General features: G+C 69.6%; 11 protein-coding genes and 1 riboswitch. Of the genes, 9 read left to right on the top strand and 2 right to left on the bottom strand.

What is annotated here, in order from left to right:
* Window positions 1-400 precede the first annotated feature (400 nt).
* From AB8810_RS04995 to ggt, 3 genes are all read left to right on the top strand, one after another.
* Window positions 401-1,036 carry an ECF-type sigma factor gene (locus tag AB8810_RS04995; protein WP_369915730.1) on the top strand — a complete coding sequence of 212 codons (636 nt, stop codon included), beginning with the start codon at window positions 401-403 and terminating at the stop codon, window positions 1,034-1,036.
* Window positions 1,033-3,783: a tetratricopeptide repeat protein gene (locus tag AB8810_RS05000; RefSeq protein WP_369915731.1), complete on the top strand. Its 2,751-nt coding sequence runs from the start codon at window positions 1,033-1,035 to the stop codon at window positions 3,781-3,783. The genes AB8810_RS04995 and AB8810_RS05000 overlap by 4 nt, the downstream gene beginning before the upstream one ends.
* Window positions 3,784-3,919: 136 nt before the next feature.
* Window positions 3,920-5,635 (top strand): gamma-glutamyltransferase, encoded by a 1,716-nt coding sequence (ggt, locus tag AB8810_RS05005; protein ID WP_369915732.1) that lies wholly within the window; start codon window positions 3,920-3,922, stop codon window positions 5,633-5,635.
* An 82-nt stretch (window positions 5,636-5,717) separates the two neighbouring features.
* On the opposite strand, the gene AB8810_RS05010 is transcribed toward ggt, so the two are convergent.
* Window positions 5,718-7,295, bottom strand: a complete 1,578-nt coding sequence (locus tag AB8810_RS05010) for a BCCT family transporter (RefSeq protein WP_191824523.1) — start codon at window positions 7,293-7,295, stop codon at window positions 5,718-5,720.
* Window positions 7,296-7,757: 462 nt separating this feature from the next.
* Here AB8810_RS05010 and AB8810_RS05015 point away from each other — a divergent pair, with 462 nt between their 5' ends.
* From AB8810_RS05015 to AB8810_RS05040, 6 genes are all read left to right on the top strand, one after another.
* Entirely contained in the window at window positions 7,758-9,608 is a 1,851-nt protein-coding gene (locus tag AB8810_RS05015) for a methyl-accepting chemotaxis protein (RefSeq protein ID WP_179567059.1), read from the top strand.
* Window positions 9,609-9,825: 217 nt separating this feature from the next.
* Window positions 9,826-9,926, top strand: a riboswitch (TPP riboswitch).
* Window positions 9,927-10,036: 110 nt separating this feature from the next.
* Window positions 10,037-11,914: a phosphomethylpyrimidine synthase ThiC gene (gene thiC, locus AB8810_RS05020; RefSeq protein WP_179567051.1), complete on the top strand. Its 1,878-nt coding sequence runs from the start codon at window positions 10,037-10,039 to the stop codon at window positions 11,912-11,914.
* A 69-nt stretch (window positions 11,915-11,983) separates the two neighbouring features.
* Window positions 11,984-12,649 (top strand): two pore domain potassium channel family protein, encoded by a 666-nt coding sequence (locus AB8810_RS05025; protein WP_179567049.1) that lies wholly within the window; start codon window positions 11,984-11,986, stop codon window positions 12,647-12,649.
* Window positions 12,650-12,902: 253 nt separating this feature from the next.
* Complete coding sequence (locus AB8810_RS05030) at window positions 12,903-15,233, top strand: winged helix-turn-helix domain-containing protein (protein WP_369915733.1); 2,331 nt, start codon at window positions 12,903-12,905, stop codon at window positions 15,231-15,233.
* A gap of 121 nt (window positions 15,234-15,354) precedes the next feature.
* A complete protein-coding gene (locus AB8810_RS05035; RefSeq protein ID WP_179567045.1) occupies window positions 15,355-16,251 on the top strand; it encodes a helix-turn-helix transcriptional regulator in 897 nt (298 codons plus the stop codon).
* A gap of 49 nt (window positions 16,252-16,300) precedes the next feature.
* Entirely contained in the window at window positions 16,301-19,153 is a 2,853-nt protein-coding gene (locus tag AB8810_RS05040; protein WP_179567043.1) for a TonB-dependent siderophore receptor, read from the top strand.
* Between the two features lie 458 nt (window positions 19,154-19,611).
* Here AB8810_RS05040 and AB8810_RS05045 read toward each other — a convergent pair whose 3' ends face one another.
* Window positions 19,612-20,727, bottom strand: coding sequence for an HDOD domain-containing protein (locus AB8810_RS05045; RefSeq protein ID WP_179567041.1), 1,116 nt, complete (start codon window positions 20,725-20,727; stop codon window positions 19,612-19,614).
* Window positions 20,728-20,876 lie beyond the last annotated feature (149 nt).

Raw genomic sequence — 20,876 nt, forward strand, 5'->3', positions numbered from 1 at the left:
ACACGCCGGTTCGTCCCGCACTTGTGGGCGAGGTAATAAGCACGAGTACGAGGAGCGACGCGGCGGCGTCCGCGCGCAGCGCGGCGGGCAGGCGGGTCGGCTTCGGGCTGGTGTGGCGATGCAACATGCAGCGAGATAAACATGGCCTTTGCGGGGCTGTCAACCCTGCCGCCGGCGCGCAACCGCGAATGTGCCGAAAGCCGCACCAACACAGCATCGTTACGCCTGAAACGGTGCGCCGGCGCAGTGCGCGCGCGGCCGATTGCGCGGAAAATCGGCGCGTCCCGGGCCTGCCACGCGGCGTCAACAGGCGGCCGCCCTCCTGCGGTAATCTGGCGCGGCTGCCACGGCCCGGCCGTTGCCGGCCACCTTCAATCACTCCCGTTCGACGATCCGGCGCATGCATTCCGAATCTCTTCCCGTGGCGGTCGCTCCGCGCAAGGCCTCCGCGTCGGCCGTGGCCGAGAGCGAGCAGGTCACCAGGCTGCTGCAGCGCTGGCGCAGCGGCGACGCGCAGGCCGAAACGCAATTGCTGGAACTGGTCTATGCCGCGCTGCGCGAGATGGCCGCCGCGCGCATGGCGGCGCGCCAGGGCGACGCCTTGCTGCAGCCGACCGCGCTGGTCCACGAAGCCTTGCTGCGCATGCTCGACGCCGACGTGGAGTACCGCGACCGGGTGCATTTCTTCGCCCTGGCCTCGCTGAAGATGCGCGCGGTGCTGGTCGACTACGCGCGCGCCAACCTGGCCGCCAAGCGCGGCGGCGGGGCGATGATGATGACCCTGTCGCATGCCGACCGCGACGGCGCCGCGCCCAGCGAGGAATACCAGGTGCTGGCCCTGCACCAGTCGCTGCAGCGCTTCGCCGGTTTCGACCCGCGCGCGGCGCATGCGGTGGAGCTGGCCTATTTCGGCGGCATGACCCATGACGAGATCGCCTGCCTGCTGGAGGTGTCGGTGCCGACCGTCGAGCGCGACCTGCGCATCGCCCGCGCCTGGCTCAAGCGCGAACTCAGCGCCGATCCGGGCCGCCCATGAGCGAGGAACGCTGGCAACAGGTGCGCCAGCTGTTCGAATCGGTCTGCGACCTGCCGCCGGCGCAGTGGCAGCCGACCCTGGAGCGGCTCAGCCAGGATCCGGCGCTGGTGCAGGAGGCGCTGGCCCTGCTCGCCGCGCAGACCGTGCAGTTGCAGCAGTTGGCCGCGCCGTTGCGGGCGCTGGCCGGACGCATGGCCGCGCCGGAACTGGGCGTGGGCGACCGGCTCGGCCCGTGGCGGCTGACCCGCTTCCTGGCCAGCGGCGGCATGGGCAGCGTGTTCGTCGCCGAGCGCGCGGACGAGCAGTATCAGCAGCAGGTGGCGGTGAAACTGCTGCGTGGCCTGCCCGACGCGCTGACCGCGCAGCGGCTGGCCGCCGAACGGCAGATCCTGGCCAGCCTGCAGCATCCCAACATCGCGCGCCTGTACGACGGCGGCGCCACCCCGGGCGGGCAGCCGTACCTGGTGATGGAGTACGTCGACGGCATCGCCGTGGACCGCTATCTGCAAGAGCAGGCGCCGGACCTGCCGGCGCGGCTGCAGCTGTTCCTGCGCATCTGTCGCGCGGTACAGGCGGCGCACCAGCGCCTGGTGCTGCATTGCGACCTGAAGCCGGGCAACGTGCTGGTGCGCGCCGACGGCGAGCCGGTGCTGCTGGACTTCGGCATCGCCCGGCTGCAGGACGCGGCCGACGGCGCCGAGCGCGGCCGCTTCTGCACGCCGCCCTACGCCAGCCCGGAACTGCTGGCCGGGCAGCCGGTGGGCGTGGCCGGCGACGTCTACAGCCTGGGCGTGATGCTGATCGAAGTGCTGTCCGGGCAGCGCCTGCCGGCACAGACCGGGGCTGGCGCGGCGTGTCCGCGGCCCAGCGCGCTGGCGCGGCTTCCTGCCTTGCGCCGGCGCCTGCGCGGCGATCTCGACGCGATCGCGGCCAAGGCCTGCGCGCAGGATCCGGCGCAGCGCTATGCCAACGTCGCCGAACTGGCCGCCGATCTGCAGCGCCATCTCGGCCACCGCCCGGTGCAGGCGCGCCGCGGCGGCCGCCGCTATGCGCTGGCCCGCCTGCTGCGCCGGCGCTGGCGCGAAAGCGCGGTGGCCGCGGCGGTGCTGCTGCTCAGCGCCGGCTTCATGTGGCGCCTGCTGGAGACCCGCGCGCAGGCGCAGCGCGAGGCGGCGATCGCGCAGCAGGTCAGCCAGTTCATGACCGACGCGTTCGATGCCGCCGACCCGCGCAGCCGCGGCGCGCAGGGCACCGCGACGATCAGCGCGCAGCAGGTATTGGACCGCTCCGCCGCGCAGCTCGACCGGGGCCTGGCGCAATCGCCGGCGGTGCGCGCGCGGCTGCGGGCCACGCTCGGCCGCGCCTACCTGAACCTGGGCCAGGAAGCGCGTGCCGAGGCGTTGCTGCGCCAGGCCGCGCGCGAACTGCGCAGCCCCCAGGTGGACGAACCGGCGTCGGCATCGCAGGCGCTCAGCGACCTGGCGGTGCTGCTGTACAACCAGGATCATGGCGATGCGGCGCTGGCCGCGGCGACCGAGGCGCTGCGCCTGGCCGAACGCAGCGAAGCGCGCGACCCCCTGGCCAAGGCGACCAATGCGTTGGGCCTGGCCTTGAGCCGTGTCGGCCGCGCCGACGAGGCGGTGGCGATGCTGCAGCGTTCGCTGGCGCTGCGCATGCAGCCGGGGGTGAAGACCGACGGCGGCCCGTCGACGGCAATGCACAACCTGGGCCAGGTGTTCAAGGCCAAGGGCGACCAAGTGCAGGCCGAGCAGTGGTACCGGCGCGCGCTGGCGCTGAAGGAACGCGAATTCGGCGTGCGCAGCGTCGACTACCTGCACAGCGCCGAAGGCCTGGCGAAGGCGCTGGCCGCGCGCGGCGCCTTGCCCGAGGCGAGCGCGCTGATGCAGCGCAACCTGGAGCTGGCGCGCGCGCTGTACGGCGCGCACAGTCCGCTGCTGGCCGATGCGGAAAACGAGCTGGCGTCGGTGTACCAGGACGCCGGCGATTTCGCCGCCGCACGCACGCACTATCTGCAGGCGCTGGCGATGCTGCCGGCGCTGGGCCTGGCGCAAAGCGTCGACCATGCGCGCTATCTCAACAACCTGGCCACGCTCGAGGAATCGCGCGGCGACCTGGCGGCGGCCGAAGACCTGTATCGGCAGTCCTGGCAGATCCGCCGCCAGCGTCTGGACGCGGACGATCCGATGACGCTCAACGCCGAAGGCAACCTCGGCCGCATGCTGATGCGCCAGGACCGGCTGGGCGAGGCCGAGCCGCTGCTGCGGCATGCCTACGCGGGCATGGCGCGGCTGTATCCCGCCGATCATCCGCGGCAACTGGTGCAGCGCCTGAGCCAGGTGGAGCTGCGCATGCGCCGCGGCGAGCTGGCGCGCGCGCAACGCGAACTGGACGCGCTGCGGCCGGCGGCCGGCTGGCCATCGACGCAGCTGCAGCGGCGCCGCGACATGTTGGCCGCGGAACTGGCGCAGCGCGCCGGCGACCGCGCCGCGGCGCTGCGCGGCTGGGAACGGGTGGTGCAGGCGAACCAGGCCGAACTGGGCAGCGCGGCGGTGCCCACCGCGATGGCGCGGGTGTCGCTGGCCGAAGCCCTGCTCGCCGTGGAGCGGCGCGACGAAGCGCGTGCGCAGCTGCAACAGGCGCGTCCGGTGCTGGTCGCGCAGCTGGCGCCGCAGGCCGAGTTGCTGCGGCGGCTGGACGCCGGGCAACAGACGCTGGCGCTGCGCTGAGCGGGCGCGCGGCGCACGCAGCGCCGATACGTGCGCGGTCGCAGGCGCTCCCGTCGAGAGGGCGGATACGCCGCCGCAGCTGCGCGCGCGGCTCCGCTCGGGTAGGGTGGCGCGGTATCCGCTGTGGGGAATGCGCATGTCCGTTTCGAAGTTTTCCGTGGCATGCCTGGCGCTCGCGCTGGGCCTGCCGTCGCTGGCCGCTGCGGCCGACCGCGTCACCGGCCAGGCGTTCGCCACGCGCTCGGAAGTGATCGCGCCGCACGCGATGGCCGCCACCTCGCAGCCGCTGGCCACGCAGATCGCGCTGGACACGATGAAGGCCGGCGGGTCGGCGGTGGATGCGGCGATCGCCGCCAACGCCGCGCTCGGACTGATGGAGCCGACCGGCAACGGCGTCGGCGGCGACCTGTTCGCGATCGTGTGGGATCCGAAGACCCACAAGCTCTACGGCTACAACGGTTCGGGCCGTTCGCCCAAATCGCTGACCCTGGCCGAGTTCCAGCGCCGCGGCTTGAAGGACATTCCGCCGACCGGGCCGCTGCCGGTGTCGGTGCCGGGCGCGGTGGACGGCTGGTTCGCGCTGCACGAGCGCTTCGGACGCCGGCCGATGGCGCAGAATCTGGCGCCGGCGATCCGCTACGCCCGCGAGGGCCACCCGGTGGCCGAGACGATCGCCTATTACTGGGACCGCTCGGTGCCGCGGCTGTCGCAGTATCCCGGCTTCAAGGAACAGTTCACCATCGACGGCCATGCGCCGCGCAAGGGCGAGCTGTGGAAGAACCCGAACCTGGCCAATACGCTGCAGCAGATCGCCGACGGCGGCCGCGACGCGTTCTACAAAGGGCCGATCGCGCGCACCATCGATGCCTATTTCAAGGCCAACGGCGGCTTCCTGAGCTACGACGACCTGGCCAGCCACCACGGCGAATGGGTCGAGCCGGTCAGCAGCAACTATCGCGGCTACGACGTGTGGGAACTGCCGCCCAACAGCCAGGGCATCGCCGCGCTGCAGATGCTCAACATCCTGGAGGGCTACGACTTCTCCAAGATCCCGTTCGGCTCGGCCGAGCACATCCACCTGTTCGCCGAGGCCAAGAAACTGGCCTTCGCCGACCGCGCGCGCTTCTACGCCGATCCGGCGTTCCAGCCGGCGCCGCTGGCCAAGCTGATTTCCAAGGACTACGCCGCGCAGCGCCGTGCGCTGATCTCGATGGACAAGGCCCTGAAGGAAGTGCAGCCGGGCACGCCGAAACAGTTGGAGGAAGGCGACACCATCTACCTGACCGTGGCCGATGCCGACGGCATGATGGTGTCGCTGATCCAGTCCAACTACCGCGGCATGGGCAGCGGCATGGCGCCGCCGGGGCTGGGCTTCATCCTGCAGGACCGCGGCGAGATGTTCGTGCTGAAGAAGGACCATCCCAACGGCTACGCGCCGGGCAAGCGCCCGTTCCAGACCATCATCCCGGCGTTCGTGACCAAGGACGGCAAGCCGTGGCTCAGCTTCGGCGTGATGGGCGGGGCGATGCAGCCGCAAGGGCATGTGCAGATCGTGATGAACCTGATCGATTTCCACATGAACCTGCAGGAAGCCGGCGATGCGCCGCGGATCCAGCACGAAGGGTCGACCGAACCGACCGGGCAGGCCACGGCGATGAGCGACGGCGGCGAGCTGAATCTGGAAACCGGGTTTTCCTACGACGCGATCCGCGCGCTGATGCGCAAGGGCCACCGCGTGATCTTCGCCGACGGCCCGTACGGCGGCTACCAGGCGATCGCGCGCGACCCGGTCAGCGGCGTGTACTACGGCGCCTCGGAAAGCCGCAAGGACGGGCAGGCCGCCGGCTACTGAGCCTGCGCCGCGGCAGTGCCGCCGTCGGCTCGCGTGCGGTAGCCGGCGCGCTGCGGCGGTGCGCGCGCCGGCGCCGGCGCGCTCACTCCTGCGCTTGCGCGCCGCCCACCTCGGTGCGGGTCTGCTCCTGCGCCGCCTGTTCGCGCGCGATCCATGCCTCGATCATGTGCCTGGCGCGTCGAGCGCGGCGGCGTTCCCGGGTGTGCTCGGCGTCCAGCACGCGGTAGAGCGAAACGATCACCAGCACCATCAGCAACGCGAACGGCAGCGCGGCGATGGTGATCATGCCCTGCAGCGCGTCCAGGCCGCCGGCCAGCAACAGGACCGCCGCGATCAGCGCCACCGCCACGCCCCAGACCAGCTTGCGCGCCAGCGGCGGGTCGCCGGCCTCGTCGGTGGACATGCTGGCCAGCACCAGTACCGCCGAGTCGGCCGAGCTGACGAAGAAGATCATCAGCAACAGCAGGGCCAGGCCGGACAGCAGCAGCGACCCCGGCAGGCTGTCGAACAGGGTGAACAGCACCGTTTCGTAGCCGTTGCCCAGCGCCTGCAGCATGTCGACGTGGCCGAACAGCTGCGACCACAGCGCGGTGCCGCCGAACACCGAGAACCACACGAAGCCGAGCAGGGTGGGAGCCAGCACCACGCCCACCACGAACTCGCGGATGCTGCGTCCGCGCGACACGCGGGCGATGAACGCGCCGACGAACGGCGCCCAGGCGATCCACCAGGCCCAGTAGAAAATGGTCCATTCGGCCACCCACTTGCTGCCGGAGAACGGCGACATGCGCAGGCTCATCGTCACCAGCTGGTTGAGATAGGAGCCCAGCGTGGTGGTGAAGGTATCGAAGATGAAGCCGGTCGGGCCCAGCACCAGCACCGCGGCCAGCAGCAGCGCGGCCAGCGCCAGGTTGAAGTTGGACAGCCACTTGATGCCGCGCTCCACGCCGCTGGCGGTGGAGGCCATGTACAGCACGAAGGCCACGGCGATGATGGCCATCTGCACGGGGATGCTCGCCTGCACGCCGAACACGCGGTGCAGGCCGGCGGCGATCTGGATCGTGCCGAAGCCCAGCGTGGTGGCGACGCCGATCGCGGTGGCCACCACCGCGGCGATGTTCACCGCCTGCCCGATCCAGCCGCGATGATGGCGGCCGATGACCGGCTGCAGCATGTCGCTGACCAGCCCGCGGCCGTTGCGGTTGTACTGGAACCAGGCCATCGCCAGGCCGATCAGCGCATAGATCGCCCAGGGATGCAGGCCCCAGTGGAAGAACGCGTAGCGCATCGACGCGCGCGCCGCCTCCATGCTTTGCGGCGGCAAGCCTTCCGGCGGCTTGAGGAAGTGCGAGATCGGCTCGGCCGCACCCCAGAACACCAGGCCGATGCCCATGCCGGCGGCGAACAGCATCGACAGCCAGCTGGCGCGGGAGAAGTCCGGCTCGGCATCCTCGCCGCCGATGCGCAGATGGCCGAAGCGGCCGAAGGCCAGATACAGCATGAAGGCCAGCGTCAGGAACACCACCAGCAGGTACATCCAGCCGGCGCCGCGGATGACCTGGAGCAGCGTCGCTTGCACCACGTCGTTGAACGGGCCGGGCGCGATGCCCGCGATCAGCACCAGCAAGGCCACCAGCGCGATGGAAATACGGAACACCATGGAGCAGCGTCTCCGGGCAAGGGGTCGAGGGGGAGCGCGCCGGCCTTGCAGCGATGCGCAAGGGCAGGCGGCACGCGGCGGTTGCCGGTCCGGAATCGCTGCAGCGGCAGCGAAGCGGCGGTCACTAACGAGGCCGGCAACGATACCGGGCGCATCGTCACGGTACCGTTATGGTGCGCTGCGGCCGGTGCCGGAGCGGTGCGGATGCAAGGTTCTTTCCTTCAGGCAAACCAGGCCACACCGCACGCAGCCGGGTCCGCCGCGTCCCACGCACTCGGCGCCGGCTCCCTTCACGACGCTGTCCGCGCCCATCGGCTGTGATTCTCGCCATCGTGGCGCGGCCATCGGCACCTGATTCCGCCAAAGCCCGGACATGACGCCGATCCCGGTTGCGCATGTCTCCGCTCAGGTTGCACGGCGGCGGCCGATACCATGGCGGAAGAATTCCTGGAGGGGAAGACGATGTCGTTGTTCACACGCGGTCCGAACGCCGATGCCGGACATGCCGCAGCCCTGCCGGACGCACCGGTGGCGTTGCTGCGGTTGGACCCGCAAGGCCGGGTCTGCGCCGCCAATCGTGCCGCGCTGGACCTGCTCGGGGTGCACGCGGAGGCCGTGCTCGGCGAACCCAGCGAAGCGGTGTGGGGCCTGCCGCTGGCGTCGCTGGTCGGTGCGGAAGGCAGCTGGCTGGCGTCGGACGCCGATCCGGCGCGGCGCGTGCGCTATCAACGCGATCGCGACGGCGACGGTTGGCTGCTGTCGCTGCCGCATGCGGAAACCGCCGCGCTGCTGCGCGACGTCGCCCTGCTCGGCGCCGGGCAGGCGCAAGACGCCATCAGTCCGGCGCTGCAGGCGCTGGCGCAGCGGCTGCAGGCCGGTGCGCAGGCGCAGGCCTTGCTGGACCGGGTCGGCGAGCGCCTGACCGGGTGCGATCTGGACCTGGGACTGAGCACGCCGCTGTCCGCGCAGGAAACCGAGGCGATGGCCGGGCGGCGCCTGTCGGCCGGCTTCGGCAATCTGGCCGAGGCGATCCGCCAGGCGGTGGCGCTGTCGTTGCAGATCGCCGCCGACGTGCCGCACGTGGTCGCCGAGAACGAGGAACTGGCGCAGCAATCGCAGACCCAGATGGAGGCGCTGCAGACGGTGGTGGCGACCACCCGGCGGCTGCTGCAGGGCCTGCATGAGATGGACCAGGAGCTGCGCGCGGTGATCGCGGTGGCGGCCAGCGCCGACGACAGCGCGCGCCAGGGCGTGGAAGCGGCGCGTGCGCTGGGCCAGGCGATGCGCGAAGTGGAGCGGCGTTCGGCGCGCGCCACCGAGGTCATCGAGGTGATCGACGCGGTCGCGTTCCAGACCAACATCCTGTCGATCAACGCCAGCATCGAGGCGGTGCACGCCGGCGCCGCCGGGCGCGGCTTCGCCGTGGTCGCCAGCGAGATCCGGCGCCTGGCCGAACGCGCCGCCGCCGCTGCGCGCGACGTGCGCGTCATCATCGGCGAGACCGGCAGCGCCTTGCACGACAGCGCCGCCTCGGCGCAGCGCACCGAGCAGGTGCTCGGCGGCATCGGCCAACTGCTCGGCCGCGCCAGTGCGGCGATGGAAACCGTGGCCACCCGCGTCGCCGCGCAAGGCGAAGAGATCGGCGGCATCGATCGCGCGGTCGAGCACGTGGTCGGGCTCAGCCGCAGCAACCTGGAGCATGTCGCGCGCGTGGTCGAGCGCAGCGCGGCGCTGGCCGCAGGCAGCACCACGCTGCACGACTGCGTGGGCCTGTTCCGCTTGCCGTCCGATCCGATGCAGCAGCCGCGGCACGCGCGCATCCGCGAACTGGCCACGGCGACCGCCGGCAGGATCGGGCAGGCGCTGGCCGATGCGGTCGCACGCGGCCGCATCGGCGAGGACGCGCTGTTTTCCACCGACTACACGCCGATCGCGGGCATCGATCCGCCCAAGTACCGCACCGCTTTCGATGCGTTGTGCGACGAACTGCTGCCGCCGCTGCAGGAACCGTTGCTGGCTGCGCATCCGTGGATCGTGTTCGCGATCTGCGCCAATCCGGACGGCTACGTGCCGACCCACAACCTGCGCTTCAGCCAGCCGCTGAGCGGCGACCGCGCCCGCGATCTGGTCGGCAACCGCACCAAGCGCATGTTCACCGATCGGGTCGGGCGCAGCGTCGGCCGCCATACCCAGCCCTATCTGTTGCAGGTGTATCGGCGCGACACCGGGCAGATCCTGTTCGACCTGTCGGTGCCGGTGCACGTGCGCGGCCGCCACTGGGGCGGGCTGCGCGTGGCCTACGTGCTGGAATGAGCGTCGCGGCGAACGCCGCACAAAAAAACGCCACCGGGGTGAGCCGGCGGCAGGGAGAGAGAGACGTCGTTCTTGTGGGACCCAGGCTAGGCCCGGTATTTCGCCGGGGTTTGCCGCAATGGCGTGCGCGCGTGCCGGCGCTGACAAGAAGCGGATCCGGTTGTGCACCGATTCAGCTGCGCGCGGTTGGCTGCGGCCGCGGAAACGGGTCTAATAGCCGCAGAAGCGGGGGTACCGTCGGCGCAGGCCGCGGTTGAGACAGTCCCTTCGAACCTGATCCGGTTGATACCGGCGTAGGGAAGCTTCGCAAGCCTGGTCCGTGCGCCGTTCGCGCCGGGCCGTGCCCGCGCCGCCGCTTCGTCCGTGATGCGAGTTCGCTCGCAACCGCCTGCACTCCCTGCAGGCTCTCAGAAATAGGACGAATGCCGATGAATGCCGTACCCAGCCCGTTGCTGCAGCAGGCCGATACCCTGTCCGAGTCGGTGACCCGGCCGATCCCCGGTTCGCGCAAGATCTTCGTGCCAGGCTCGCGTCCCGACCTGCGCGTGCCGATGCGCGAGATCCAGCTGACCCGCACCCCGACCCTGTTCGGCGGCGAAGACAATCCGCCGGTCACCGTGTACGACACCTCCGGGCCGTACACCGATCCGGACGCGACCATCGACCTGCGCGCCGGCCTGGCGCCGCTGCGCGCGCGCTGGATCGCCGAACGCGGCGACACCGCGGCGCTGGCCCAGCTCAGCTCCGATTTCGGCCGCGGCCGCGAGCACAACGCGCGGCTGGACGCGGTGCGCTTCCCGGCCCGGCACCTGCCGCGACGCGCGCTGGCCGGCGCCAACGTCACCCAGATGCACTACGCGCGCCGCGGCATCGTCACCCCGGAGATGGAGTTCGTCGCGATCCGCGAGAACCAGCGGCTGGAGGCGGTGCGCGATGCGCTGCTGCGCCAGCAGCATCCCGGCGAGGCGTTCGGCGCCAGCATCCAGCACGTCATCACCCCCGAGTTCGTGCGCGACGAGATCGCCCGCGGCCGCGCCATCCTGCCCAACAACATCAACCATCCGGAAAGCGAGCCGATGATCATCGGCCGCAACTTCCTGACCAAGATCAACGCCAACATCGGCAACAGCGCGCTCAGCTCGGGCATCGCCGAGGAAGTGGAAAAGCTGGTGTGGTCGATCCGCTGGGGCGGCGACACGGTGATGGACCTGTCCACCGGCAAGCACATCCACGAGACCCGCGAGTGGATCATCCGCAACTCGCCGGTGCCGATCGGCACGGTGCCGATCTACCAGGCGCTGGAAAAGGTCGATGGCCGCGCCGAGGAACTGACCTGGGAGATCTTCCGCGACACGCTGATCGAGCAGGCCGAGCAGGGCGTGGACTACTTCACCATCCACGCCGGAGTGCTGCTGCGCTACGTGCCGCTGACCGCCAAGCGGGTCACCGGCATCGTCTCGCGCGGCGGCTCGATCCTGGCCAAGTGGTGCCTGGCGCATCACAGGGAAAACTTCCTCTACACCCACTTCGAGGACATCTGCGAAATCATGAAGGCCTACGACGTGGCCTTCTCGCTGGGCGACGGGCTGCGCCCGGGCTGCATCGCCGATGCCAACGACGCGGCGCAGTTCGGCGAGCTGGAAACGCTGGGCGAGCTGACCAGGATCGCGTGGAAACACGACGTGCAGACCATGATCGAAGGCCCCGGCCACGTGCCGATGCAGTTGATCAAGGAGAACATGGACAAGCAGCTGCGCGAATGCGGCGAGGCGCCGTTCTACACGCTGGGGCCGCTGACCACCGACATCGCGCCCGGCTACGACCACATCACCTCGGCGATCGGCGCGGCGATGATCGGCTGGTTCGGCACCGCGATGCTGTGCTACGTGACGCCCAAGGAACACCTGGGCCTGCCCAACCGGCAGGACGTGCGCGACGGCATCATGGCCTACAAGATCGCCGCGCACGCGGCCGACCTGGCCAAGGGCCATCCGGGCGCGCAGGTGCGCGACAACGCGCTGTCCAAGGCGCGCTTCGAATTCCGCTGGGACGACCAGTTCCATCTCGGGCTGGATCCGGAAAAGGCCAAGGAATTCCACGACGAGACGCTGCCCAAGGACGCGCACAAGCTGGCGCATTTCTGTTCGATGTGCGGCCCGCACTTCTGTTCCATGAAGATCACCCAGGACGTGCGCGACTACGCCGCCGAGCACGGCGTCGGCGAGAGCGACGCGCTGCAGGCCGGCATGGCCGAGAAATCGGCGCAGTTCCTGGACGCCGGCGCCGAGGTCTATCGGCAGGGGTAAGTCCGGGGCATGCCGCCGCCGTGGCGTGCGCTTGTCTATGATGCGCGCACGCCACCTCCGGAATTCCGCATGCTCCGCTACGCGCTCGCCTTGCGCCGCCATCCGTCCGCGTTGCTGCTGGGCGTGCAATTGCTGGGCCTGCTGCTGTATCCGCTGATGGAAGACACCGCCGCCGGGCGCGCGCTGTTCGGCGCGTTCGGCATCGTGGTGCTGGGCCTGGCGCTGTGGGTGGTCAACCGCAGCCCGTCGGTACTGTGGATCGCCTGGTGCCTGGCGGTGCCGTCGGTGGTGCTGTCGATCGCCGCGGCGCTGCGCCACAGTCCCGGACTCGGCGCGTTCGCGCAGTTGCTGGAAAGCCTGCTGTACTTCTATACCGCGGCCAGCCTGATCGCGTACATGCTGCAGGACCACGAGGTCACCCGCGACGAACTGTATGCGGCAGGCGCGACCTTCACCTTGCTGGCATGGGCGTTCGCCTTCGCGTTCTCGGTGTGCCAGCAATGGCTGCCGGGCAGTTTCATCGGCGCGCAGACGACGCAGTCGCCGCGGACCTGGATGGAACTGCTGTACCTGAGTTTCAGCGTGCTGTCCGGGGTCGGCCTCAGCGACGTGCTGCCGGTGTTGCCGCTGGCGCGTTCGCTGGTGATGCTCGAACAGTTCGCCGGGGTGATGTATATCGCCCTGGTGGTGTCGCGACTGATTGGGCTCAGCGTCACACGCAAATCAAGAGCCTGAACTGTGGCTAAAAAAAACGCGCCAAGTGGCGCGTAATCTTGCAACGTTTATGTGAGTTTCGTCGGCGGAGAGAGAGCCTGTAGTGCTTCGCCGCGGTTGGCGGCGGCAACGACTAGGGTAGAATTTGTCGGCGTCGCCACGCCTGGCTGCATTCGTTGCATTGGTTTGCCGAATCTGCCCGTTGACGCCACGCGGCGCCATTTTGCCGCGACGTGGTTCCCACTCCATCGCGGATCGTCGTTGCCTTAGTCGCATGTCCTCTCCATCCTCCGCCACTCCACTGCTTCCGGAACGGTTGCAGGTCGGCGATTGCCTGGTGCTGCTGTCGCTGCGCGAAGTGCATGCGCCGCGCGCGCGGCGGCCGCAGCGGCTCACGCCCAAGGCGATGGGCGTGCTGCGCGTGCTGCTGGCGCAGCCGGGGCAGGTGGTGGAGCGCGAGACCTTGCTGGCCCAGGTCTGGCCGGACACGCAGCCGACCAACGATGTGGTGACCCAGGCCATCACCCAATTGCGCAAGGCGTTCGCCGCCGGCGCGAAGAGCGATGCGCCGGCCTACATCGAGACCCTGGCCAAGACCGGTTATCGCCTGGTGGCGCCGGTACAGGCGCTGGCCGAGGTGGAGGCCGATACCGCTGCTCTGGCGAGCGAGGACCTGCGCGCCGATACCGATGCCGACGTCGCCGTGCCGGCGGTCGCCGACGCAGCGCCGTCGCCGGCCGCGGTCGTGCCTGCGCCGCCGTCGCGCCGTTTGCAGGCGGTGCTGGCCGCCGCCGCGGGCGCCGGCCTGATGCTGCTGGCGATGCTGGTCTGGTGGCTGCCCCGGGGCGGCCAGGACCCGGCCGGCAGCGAGCAGGAGCGGGTGGTCGGCAGCCCGGAGCGGCCGTACCGATTGATCACCACGATGCCGGGCTTCGAGCTGGAGCCGGCCTTGTCGCCGGATGGCGCGCAGGTGGCGTATGCCGCCGGGATCGAGGGCCGTGCGGGGACGCAACTGCTGGTGCAGGCGACCGGCCGTGCGGCCGGCAGCGCGCCGCCGCGCTCGCTCGGCGTGCCGGGCAAGGGCTATTCCGACCGCTTGCCGGCCTGGTCGCCGGATGGCCGGCGCATCGCCTTCGCCCGGCTGGGGCCGGAAGGTCAGTGCCAGGTGCTGCTGGTGGCCGCCGACAGGCCTGGCGTGGCGCGCGAAGCGACGCGCTGCGACGGCACCGAGCTGCTCAGTTTCGACTGGATGCCGGACGGGCGCGGCCTGCTGTTCGGTAGCATGACCGGGCGCCAGCCCAGCCGCGGGATCCGTGTGCTGGACCTGGCCAGCGGCCACTGGCGCGCGCTGCCCTACACGCTCGCGGCGGGCGATTTCGACTACGCGCCGCGTTATTCGCCCGATGGCCAGTGGATCGCGTTCGTGCGCAATCCGCAGATGGGCGGCCTGTGGCGGATGCCGGCCGGCGGCGGCCGGGCCGAGCCGCTGACCCGCGAGTTCGCCGAGATCCGCGGCTGGGACTGGACCCAGGACGGCCGCGGCCTGGTGTTCGGGCGCCGGGTCGACAGCGAGACGCGCCTGTACCGGCTGGATGCCGCCTCGCAGCGCCTGCGCGACCTGGACCTGGGCGACGCGCAGTCGCCGACCCTGTCGCGCGACGGCGAGCGGCTCGCGTTCGTGCACCGGCGCCCGCAGTTCGCGCTGTATCGCATCTCCGCCGCGGACCGTTCCGGCAAGCGCGACAGCCAGCGCCTGTTCGCCTCGACCGGGCGCGACAGCCAGCCTGTGATCGCGCCCGACGGCCGCCAGCTGGTCTTCACCTCCGACCGCTCCGGCAGCTTTGCGCTGTGGTGGGGCGACGTGACCCGGCCGCAGTCGCTGCGCCTGATCGAGGGCGTGCGTCCGGAAACCGGGCAGGCGCCGGCCTGGTCGGCCGACAGCCAGTCGCTGCTGGTCAGCGGCCGCGATGCGCAGGGGCGCTCGGTGATCTACGAAGTGCGGCCGCAGTCGGGCAGCGTCGTGCCCTTGCCGGTGCCGTCCGGCGAACCGCTGCAGGCGGAGTACACCGGCGATCCGGCGCAGCTGCTGGTGCTGCTCGGCGAGAACGGCCGCACCCGTCTGCAGCTGTACGACCGGCGCAGCCTGCCGTGGCGCCGGCTGGCGTCGCTGGACGATGTCTCGCAACTGCGCGTGGACCCGGGCAGCGGGCGGGTGCTGTTCACCCGCCTGGCGCGCAGCGGCCTGTGGCGCGCCGACGCGACCCTGGACCCGGCCAGCGTGGCGGCGGTCGACGCGGCGGTGCCATCGCTGTGGCGCTACCGCACCTGGGCGCTCGGGACGGACGGCGAGGTGCGCTACCTGTTCCCGACCGGCGAGTGCGCCAGCCGGCTGGCGCGGATCGGCGGCGGCCTGGGCGACAGCGTATGCCTGGACCGCGACCGGCTCAGCGCGGTCAACGGCTTCAGCATCGATCGGCGCAGCGGCGACGTGTACGCGTCGCTGGCGGTGGAGGACGGCAGCGACATCGGCTTCATGCGCATGCCCGAGAGCACCGGCTGGTTCTCGGTGATCGCCTCCAAGTGGTTGCTGCACAAGGGAAAGTGAGCTTCGTAAGTCATTCGTGACGGCTTCGTGCCGATTTCGGACAAATATCGCCACATCGTCCTGACCCTGCCGCCACATCCGGCAACACTGCGCGCCGGTTAACGCAAAGCGGGTGCATCGGATGCGACAAGTCTTCCTGGCCGATCGTGGGCAGCAACGGATGCTGGACAACGAGGACGCGCCCGCCGGCTCGGCCTGCCTGGGCGCAGCGCGCCTGGGTAGCCTGCAGGCCTCGGCCGCCGCGTTCACGGTCTGGATCCAACTGCGCGGCAGCGCCTGGATCGAAGCCAAGGAGGGCCGTTTCGAACTGCAGCGCGGCCAGTGGCTGGCCTTCGAACGCGATTCGCGGCCGCTGGTGCAGGCCGATCGCGACGGGCTGTGCATCGGCCTGAGCCTGGATGCCGACGCATTGAAGGCGCTGGGGCGCATGGCCGATGCGACCCTGTATGCCGGCCGTGGCGTGCTGCCGCCGCGCGAGGCGCGGATCGCGCTGCGGCTGTGGCGGCAAGCGGCGGCGCGGCCGGGCGATGTGCTGGCGATGCGTCCGGTGTTGCTGCACCTGGCCTCGATGCAGGGCGAGCTGTCGCACCGCGTGCAGCGTTGCCCAGGGCGTTCGCGGGTGCGCAAGCGCCAGGTGTTCGGGCGCATGCAACGCGCGCATCTGTATCTGGAAGGGCACCGCGACCGCGTGGTGCGGATCAGCGAACTGGCAGAGCTGACCAACTTCTCCAGTTGGTATCTGTCCAAGACCTTCCAGTGCCTGTACGAGGAAAGCCCGCAGGCGCTGTCGGCGCGGCTGCGCCTGGAGCGCGCCGCGGATCTGCTGCGCGATACGGCGATGATGATCGGCGAGGTCGCCGCGGCCAGCGGCTTCGACAATTGCTGCAGCTTCGCCCGCGCCTTCCGTGCGCGCTTCGGCGTGTCCGCTTCGCAATATCGGCAGGCGGCGACCGTGCCGCCAGAGTCGGCAAAGTCTGCGAACGGCCGCAGCAAAGCGCCGGTGCTCACCGGAACGTAACGTGCCCAGGGCGCTTAACACGCCCCTAACGTTACCCCTGGAGAGATGAATGAACCTTCGCACTTCCGCAGTGCGGCTGGGCCTGTTGCCCGCCAGCATCGCGATCGCGTTGACGCCGGCCATGGCCGGCGCGCAAGAAGCCGCCGCGTCGACCACCACCCTGGACCGCATCGAGATCACCGGCTCGCGCATTCGCAGTGCCGACGTCGAGACGCAGCAGCCGATCCTGACCCTTGACCGCCAGGCACTGGAGCGCCAGGGCTACACGTCGGTCGCCGACGTGCTGCAGAACCTGACCTCGGCCGGCTCCCCGGCCATCTCGCGTGCCGACGCATTGGCTTCCGGCGAGAACGTCGGCGGCTACTACGTGGATCTGCGCAACCTGGGCGCCGAGCGTACCCTGGTGTTGGTGAACGGCAAGCGCCTTGGTGCAACCACCTACGGCCTGCAGGACCTCAGCCAGATTCCGATGGCCGCGATCGAGCGCATCGAAGTGCTGAAGGACGGCGCCTCGTCGATCTACGGCTCCGACGCCATCGCCGGCGTCGTCAACGTCATCACCCGCAAGCGCTTCGACGGCGCCGAGGCCTCGGTCGAGTACGGCCAGTTCGGCGAGGGCGACGGCGGCACCTCGCAGTACTCGCTCACCATCGGTTCGCAGGGCGAGCGCGGTGGCGTGACCCTGTCGGCCGAATACTCCAAGCAGGATCCGGTGTTCGCCAAGAACCGCTGGTTCAGCCGCGACGGCAGCCGTGGTCCGAACTCGACCCCGAACAGCTGGAGCCCGATCAGCCAGAACGGCTCCTGGTGCAACCCGCTCGCGGTCGATTGCACCGATCCGGACACGGCGGTGTGGCAGACCCTGAATCGGGGCGGCAATCCGAACAATCCGGCCGACTACCACACGCTGACCCCGTCCGAGTATTCCAACTCGAACCAGCAGATGATGACGCAGACCGGCATCGAGCGTAAGTCGGTGTTCGCCAACGCGAACTACGACCTGACCGATGCGATCGTGTTCAATGCCGACGTGCTCTACAACGAGCGCACCACCGATCAGCAGATCGCCGGCTATCCGTACCAGTCCGCGTCCTTCGACACGCCGCTGGCCGGCGACAGCGCGTTCAACCCGATCGGCCAGGACATCGATTTCCGCCGCCGCCTGTGGGAAGTGCCGCGCACCACCGAAAGCAAGCTGAAGACCACGCGCTTCGCGCCGACCGTCAGCGGCTACTTCGAATTCGCCGGCAAGACCTGGGACTGGGACGTCGGCGCCCTGTGGAACCGCAACGAAAGCACCAAGATCGGTCATGGCGACATGAGCCTGATCGGCTCGCGTCAGGCGTTGGGCTCGTCCTTCATCAACGCCAACGGCGTCGCCCAGTGCGGCACCGCCGCCAACCCGGTGCCGCTGAGCGCGTGCCGTCCGTGGAACCCGCTGCTGCCGTACGGCGTGGCCGGGCAGGGCTCGCTGGCGGATCCCGATCTGCAGAGCTTCCTGTTCCCCGACTTCACCGATACCGGCCTGACCAAGACCAACAGCTACACGGCCAACCTGAGCGGCACGCTGGCGACCCTGCCCGCGGGCGACCTGGGCATCGCGGTGGGCTATGAGCACCGCAAGGAAGAAGGCCGCTTCGCGCCGGACGCGTTCGCGCAGTCGGGCGAGAGCACCGGCCTGGGGTCCAAGACCACGGCCGGCAACTACAAGCTGGACGAGTTCTATCTCGAGTTGAACGTGCCGATCCTCAGCGACATGGCGTTCGCCAAGGAACTGACCATCAACGCCGCCAGCCGGTATTCGGACTACAGCAACTTCGGCGACACGGTCAATTCCAAGTTCGGTTTCACCTGGAAGCCGATCGACGAGTTGCTGGTGCGTGGCACCTACGCGGAAGGCTTCCGTGCTCCGACCATCCATGATCTGTACGGCGGCCTGAGCAGCAGCTTCGAGTCGTATGTGGATCCATGCGGCGTGGGCGCTCCCAACAGCGTCAACGGCAACGCGGCGTGCGGCGCGGCCGGCGTGCCGGTCGGCTACACCCAGCTGGGCCAGGGCTACGTGCCGTGCACGACCTATCCGTGCCAGACCCCCGACGAGTTCATCAGCGGCGCCAACGCCAACCTGAAGCCGGAAACCTCCACCAGCAAGACCGCCGGTCTGGTGTGGAGCCCGCGCTGGGTGCAGGGCCTGGACATCTCGCTGGATTGGTACCGCTACGAGATCAAGGACATGATCATCGCCGACAGCGTCGACCGCATCCTGCGCGACTGCTACGTGCTGGGCGACGCCTCGCGTTGCGCGGGCGTGACGCGTGCGGCCGACGGCCACATCTCGGCCATGACCTACGGCGTGGCCAACCTCGGCCAGATGGAAACCGAAGGCTACGACCTGGGCGTGAAGTACCGTCTGCCGGAAATGGGCATCGGCAACATCCTGATCGACTGGCAGAGCAGCTACGTCAGCAAGTACGACGAAGCGGGCCAGAACAGCGCCGGCGACAACATCATGATCGGCCGCGTCGGCGAGCCGGGCATCTTCCGCGTGCGCTCCAACCTGGGCGTGAACTGGTCGATGGGCGACTTCGGTGTGAACTACACCCTGCGCTACTACTCGGGCATGAAGGAAAGCTGCATCACCCTGGCGCAGGGCTACTGCGACGCTCCGGACCATTTCGCCAACGGCGAGTCCGATCCGCTGCGTCACACCGGCTCCAACACCTTCCACGACCTGCAGGTCAACTGGAAGGCGCCGTGGGATGCGACGATCGCCATCGGCGCGAACAATGTGTTCGATCACCGTGGTCCGCTGATGTACTCGGCGCCGGATAGCAGCTTCGCTTACTACGGCGGCTTCGATATCGGTCGCTACATGTACATGAAGTACACCCAGCGCTTCTGATCCACCGGCGTTTGAGCAAGAAACAAGACGGGCCGCAAGGCCCGTCTTTTTTTGTTTGCCACTTCTGCCGAACGTTGCGGCGGCCAGGAGGCGAGGAGTCGCTTTTTTTGTGGGAGCGACTTCAGTCGCGACGGCCTTCCCGGTAATGCGTGTTGCGACCGAGGTCGCTCCCGCAGAACCGGCAGCAGTGCCGACGCCCTGTTGCCCCCTGCGCAGCCGTCATGGCGGTGGTGCGCACAGCGTGGCCGGGCGCAGCGAGGCTGCACCCATGTTGTTTCTACCTGGATGGCCTGTGCCGGCGATGCATCGCCGGATTGCCGGCAAGCCGCCAGCGGCAGCGCCGCATGGGGCGCTGCGCATTTCATTCCTTTCGATCCTATGCGCGATGGGGCCGGCTCTCGCGGAAGAGAACCGCTTTCCCATCACCTCCCTGCGCTGCGAGGGCAGCGCCGCCCCGGCTAGGCCGAGGTCAGCCCCATCAGGTTTTCCGCCTGTTCGCGCCAGGTCGGCAGCTTGTTCAGCGTGCCGGTCTTGGCCAGGTAGTCCTCGTCGATCTCCGAGCCGCTGGCCAGCGCCATCGCCACGTGCACCGCGCCGGTGACCCAGAAGCTGCGGGTGCTGGACCGCTGCGGCTCGCGGTGGAACGCCACCGCCTCGATGATCGGCATCGGCAGGCCCCACAGACCGAGCAGGTAGGCGCCCGCCTCGGCATGGCCGGGACGTTCCTCGTCGCCTTCGACGGCCGGCTCGCGCTCGTTGCGGATGCCCGGCAGCAGCAGGCCGATGTCGGCCAGCAGCGCGGCGGTCGCGCCCAGTTCGGCGCTGGAGGACGGCAGCATCTTCGACGCCAGCTTCGACGCCAGCAGCGAGCGCTGCTGCAACGCGTTGCGTTCGGCATTGGACAGCGCCTGCACCGAGAACACTTCGCTGGCCAGGACCAGGTCGCGCAAGGTGGCGATGCCCAGCCGCGTCACTGCGGTGCGCAGGTCGGAAATCGTGCGGCCGTTGGAGAAGTACGCCGAATTGCACAGCTGCAGCACCTTGGCCGCGATCGCCGGATCGGCCGAGACCAGCTTGGCCAGGTCGGCGGCGTTGCTGCCGTCGTCCTGTTCCAACGCATGCATCAGGCTCAGGTACAGGTGCGGCGGCGAGGGCAGCTTCTCGATGCGGCCGATGCTGGCGCGCAGCCTGGGATCGCCGAGCAGCTCCTGCAGTTCCTCGATGCTGGTGACCGCCTCGAGCAGCATTTCCGGCGACAGCGGCAGCGGCAGGAAGCGATGCGCCACGCCGATGATGCGTGCCGGCGGCGCGCGGTTGCTCTGTTCGGCGTCGATCAGCGCGATGCGGATGGTTTCCGGGCTCAGCGTGCGGATCTGGCCGAGCAGGGTGGCCGTGGTCAGGTCCGGCAACGCCGGCGCGGCGATCACCGCATCCAGGTGCACGGTCGCCGCGGCGGCGATGGCGGCATTGCCGTCGGTCACGGTCTGGACCTGCCAGTCCTCGCCCAATTCGCGGATGTATTCGGTGACTTCGGCCGGCAGGCTCGCCTCGTCGCCGACGAACAGGATACGCAAGAGACTACCCCCCAAGAGGGGCCGGTTCACGCTCGACCGGCCCGGACATTCGTTCAGCAATGTACTCTAAACCCCAGAATGCGGCAGCGTCCGCATTCGTAAAACGTGAAGCGAGTCAGCCGCGGCGGTTGCTCCCCCCGCCGCGGCGT

The sequence above is a fragment of the Xanthomonas sp. NCPPB 3005 genome (assembly GCF_041228095.2).
GTDB lineage: Bacteria > Pseudomonadota > Gammaproteobacteria > Xanthomonadales > Xanthomonadaceae > Xanthomonas_A > Xanthomonas_A bonasiae.

What these genes read in the sequence shown, in the direction of transcription:
- AB8810_RS05035 (WP_179567045.1), top strand. Translation starts at nt 15,355, where the DNA reads ATGCGACAAGTCTTCCTGGCCGATCGTGGGCAGCAACGGATGCTGGAC.
- AB8810_RS05010 (WP_191824523.1), bottom strand. Translation starts at nt 7,295, where the DNA reads ATGGTGTTCCGTATTTCCATCGCGCTGGTGGCCTTGCTGGTGCTGATC.
- AB8810_RS05000 (WP_369915731.1), top strand. Translation starts at nt 1,033, where the DNA reads ATGAGCGAGGAACGCTGGCAACAGGTGCGCCAGCTGTTCGAATCGGTC.
- thiC (WP_179567051.1), top strand. Translation starts at nt 10,037, where the DNA reads ATGAATGCCGTACCCAGCCCGTTGCTGCAGCAGGCCGATACCCTGTCC.
- AB8810_RS05030 (WP_369915733.1), top strand. Translation starts at nt 12,903, where the DNA reads ATGTCCTCTCCATCCTCCGCCACTCCACTGCTTCCGGAACGGTTGCAG.
- AB8810_RS05025 (WP_179567049.1), top strand. Translation starts at nt 11,984, where the DNA reads ATGCTCCGCTACGCGCTCGCCTTGCGCCGCCATCCGTCCGCGTTGCTG.
- AB8810_RS04995 (WP_369915730.1), top strand. Translation starts at nt 401, where the DNA reads ATGCATTCCGAATCTCTTCCCGTGGCGGTCGCTCCGCGCAAGGCCTCC.
- AB8810_RS05040 (WP_179567043.1), top strand. Translation starts at nt 16,301, where the DNA reads ATGAACCTTCGCACTTCCGCAGTGCGGCTGGGCCTGTTGCCCGCCAGC.
- AB8810_RS05015 (WP_179567059.1), top strand. Translation starts at nt 7,758, where the DNA reads ATGTCGTTGTTCACACGCGGTCCGAACGCCGATGCCGGACATGCCGCA.
- ggt (WP_369915732.1), top strand. Translation starts at nt 3,920, where the DNA reads ATGTCCGTTTCGAAGTTTTCCGTGGCATGCCTGGCGCTCGCGCTGGGC.